At 71.0% G+C, this 3,423-nt stretch carries 4 protein-coding genes; 3 read left to right on the top strand and 1 reads right to left on the bottom strand.

Going from position 1 to position 3,423, the window contains the following annotated elements:
- Both FF041_RS14405 and FF041_RS14400 read left to right on the top strand, forming a co-directional pair.
- The coding region (locus FF041_RS14405) for a PhoX family protein (protein WP_194292035.1) at positions 1 to 1,241 on the top strand (1,241 nt) is incomplete at its 5' end.
- 91 nt (positions 1,242 to 1,332) lie between these two features.
- The gene (locus FF041_RS14400) at positions 1,333 to 1,719 is read left to right on the top strand and encodes an RNA-binding S4 domain-containing protein (protein ID WP_153480452.1); all 387 of its coding nucleotides are present in this window, start codon (positions 1,333 to 1,335) and stop codon (positions 1,717 to 1,719) included.
- A gap of 39 nt (positions 1,720 to 1,758) precedes the next feature.
- Here the strand turns inward: FF041_RS14400 and FF041_RS14395 are convergent, their stop codons facing one another.
- Positions 1,759 to 2,277, bottom strand: coding sequence for a DUF2690 domain-containing protein (locus tag FF041_RS14395; RefSeq protein WP_194292034.1), 519 nt, complete (start codon positions 2,275 to 2,277; stop codon positions 1,759 to 1,761).
- Between the two features lie 537 nt (positions 2,278 to 2,814).
- Here FF041_RS14395 and FF041_RS14390 point away from each other — a divergent pair.
- Positions 2,815 to 3,423: RCC1 domain-containing protein (locus tag FF041_RS14390; RefSeq protein WP_407698157.1), on the top strand; the 609-nt coding region annotated here is incomplete at its 3' end.

Here is a 3,423-nt window from a genome sequence, read left to right as displayed (position 1 = left end):
CGGGCGGCACCACCCCCTGGGGCACCACGCTCCACGGCGAGGAGAACTTCAACCAGTACTTCGCCAACGGCTCCAGCGAGACCGACCGGCGGTACGGCATCGCCGCCGGGGCCTCCGAGCGGAAGTGGGAGCGCTTCGACAAGCGTTTCGACGTGGCGCGCGAGCCCAACGAGTCCCACCGCTTCGGCTGGGTGGTCGAGCTGGACCCGTACGACCCCGATTTCACTCCCCGTAAGCGCACCGCGCTCGGCCGTTTCAAGCATGAGGCCGCGCAGCCCCGGCTGACGGACGACGGCCGTCCGGTGGTCTACATGGGCGACGACGAACGCTTCGACTATTTCTACAAGTTCGTGTCGTCGAAGCGGATGAAGCAGGGGAGCTCCCGCGCCGCGCGGGACCACAACCGCACCCTGCTGGACGAGGGCACGCTGTACGTCGCCAAGCTGTCCGGCGACAGCCCGGCGAGCGATGTCGACGGCTCCGGCAAGCTCCCGAACGACGGCGAGTTCGACGGCTCCGGCGTCTGGATTCCGCTGGCCACCGGCGATGTCTCCCATGTCCCCGGGATGACCGCCGACGAGGTGTACGTGTTCACCCGGATCGCGGGCGACAAGGTCGGCGCGACCAAGATGGACCGGCCCGAGGACGTCGAGCCCTCTCCCCGTACCGGCCGGGTGTATGTCGCGCTCACCAACAACACGGACCGGGGCAAGCCCGGCAAGCCCGGCGCGGACGAGGCCAATCCGCGCAACGGCAACAAGCACGGCCAGATCCTGGAGCTGGCGGAGAACTGGGACGACCCGGCCGGTGACGGTTTCGCCTGGCGGCTCTTCCTGGTGGCGGGCGACCCGAAGGACCCGTCCACCTACTTCACGGGCTTCCCCAAGGATCAGGTCAGCCCCATCTCCTGCCCGGACAATGTGGCGTTCGACCCGTACGGGAATCTGTGGATCTCCACGGACGGGAACAAGCTCGGCTCCCACGACGGCCTCTTCGGTGTGGCGACCCATGGGGAGCGGCGTGGTGAGCTGAAGCAGTTCCTGACCGTGCCGACCGGGGCGGAGACCTGTGGGCCGGTCATCCAGGACCGGCGCGTCCTGGTCGCCGTGCAGCACCCCGGTGAGGTCGACGGGGCGTCGGTCGAGAAGCCCGCGAGCAGCTGGCCGGACGGTCCGGGCAAGCTCGTCCGCCCCTCGGTCGTCGCCGTCTGGCGCAAGGACGGCCGACACATCGGAATCTGAGCAGTCTGAGCCGCCGCCCTGGTGCCGCCGCCCCCGCCCCGGCCCGTAAATGACGGCCGGGGCGGGGGCCCGGGGCCGTAGAGTCGGACGCATGGATACCGAAGGGACAGAAGGGTCCGTACGGGTCGACGCCTGGATCTGGTCCGTGCGGCTGACCAAGACGCGTTCCCAGGCCGCCGCCGCGTGCAAGGCGGGCCATGTGCGGGTCAACGGCGTCCGGGTCAAGCCCGCGCACACCGTGCACGCCGGTGATCAGGTACGGCTCTTCCATGAGGGCCGGGAGCGGCTGGTGGTCGTCTCCAGGATCATCCGCAAGCGGGTGGGCGCTCCGGTGGCGGTGCAGGCTTACGTGGACAACAGTCCGCCGCCCCCGCCGAAGGAGTTCACCGCCCCGGTCGCGGTGCGGGACCGGGGCGCGGGCCGGCCGACGAAGCGGGACCGCCGGGAGATGGAGCGGCTCCAGCAGCCGCCCCGGTGACCGCTCGCGAGAGACGCTGGTGATCTCCCGCGAAAGGCCCTAGGACTGGCGGGCGGTGGCCGTCGGGGTGGGCAGATGGGTCGCGTTCGCCCCGATCCGCAGCTCGTACCCCTTGGGGATCTCATGGTCCGGGTACCCCTTGACGGCGACCGCCGTCGCCTGCGCGGAGAAGTTCTTCCGGGGGGCGTGGAGCATCGGGGTGTACTTGGTCTTCCCCCAGTCCACCTCCGTGGTGTGCTGCTTGCCGGGTGAGGTGCTGATCGACACGGTGTCCCCGGGGCCCGCGCCGGTCAGCTTCGCCCAGACCGTCTCGCAGGCGGGGTTGTAGCGGATCTCCAGCCGCATCAGGCCCGCCCAGTCGTCCCGCAGGGTGATCGTGCCCTGGGTGCAGCCGGCTTTCTCGGGGTCGAGGCCGTGGCAGGTCTCCCCCTTGCAGTCGGGCGTGGCGGCGACGGAGGGCTTCGCGGGCGGCGGCTTGCCGGAGGCGCTGGAGCCGTCGTCCTGGATCAGAGCGGTGAGGGCGACCGGGACGAGCGCGGCGACCACGGCCACGATCATGGCCCCGATCAGCGTCTCGGGCCCATGACGCCGGATCCAGCTGCGACGGCCGGACGCCGGAACCCGATCGTCCGGCTCCGGGGGCCGACTGTCCTCCGGGGCCCGGTCGTCCGGTTCCGGGGCCCCGTCCCGGTTCGCCGGTGCGGACTCCCCGGGGGACGGGGCCCCGGAGCCGCCCTGCGCGCTGGAGCCCGTCCGTCGCTCGGCATCCCCTCGCTCGTCGTCGTTCTCGTGACTGCTGCTCTCTCGCACGGCGGTTACCCCCGCGGCTCAGTCCTTACGCAATGTGTCCAGGCTATACCTGAGGGTGAGTGTCCGGGGTGGCGTCCCGCCGGGTTTCACCCTTCGCCGCCGGGCGTCAACTGAGCTGTGACGGCGGCCGGGTGATCGCGAAACGGCACACCGCCCCGGCGGACCTCTCCGTATGGACCGGGTGCGGCGTCCCCGTACGCGAGCACGCTCGGTGATAGGAAGGCCACTGTTGGTAATGATGGTGGCATCGGTCTCCGCCGTGCCACGCGATCGGTAAGGATCGACATGAACGTACGTCCCCACGGCCGGGGTTACGGCGCCCGCGCCCTCGCCGCACTGCTGGCACTGCTCGCGGTCCTGGCGACCTGGGCCGCTCTGCCCCCGGCCGACGCCACCGCGCAGGAAGGCCGGGTCAAGGGCTGGGGCGCCAATGACAACTACCAGCTGGGCGGCACCCTCACCACGGCCAAGTACAAGCCCGTGACCATCCCCGGCGCGACGGGCAGTGACATCGACAGCCTGGCCGCCGGGTACTACCACAGCCTCTCGCTGCTCTCCAACGGAACGGTGGAGAGCTGGGGCCGCAACGCCGAGGGCCAGCTCGGCATCGGCAGCACCGCCGCGCAGGAGCAGGCGTCCACCGTCACCGGACTGCGCGGCGTGGTCGCCGTCGCGGCCGGGAACCACCACAGCCTGGCGCTGCTCGCCGACGGCACCGTACGCGCCTGGGGCCGTAACTCCGAGGGCCAGCTCGGCGACAACACCACGGCCCAGCGCAACACCCCGGTCACCGTCGCCGGTCTCACCAATGTCGAGGCCATCTCCGCCGGTGCCCTCCACAGCATCGCCGTTCTCTCCGACGGCACCGTCAAGACCTGGGGCTACAACGCCCAG

Source organism: Streptomyces jumonjinensis (assembly GCF_009600885.1).
Taxonomy (GTDB): domain Bacteria; phylum Actinomycetota; class Actinomycetes; order Streptomycetales; family Streptomycetaceae; genus Streptomyces; species Streptomyces jumonjinensis.
Note: the sequence above shows the minus strand (reverse complement) of the source record. Positions and strands in the feature narration are given on the sequence as shown.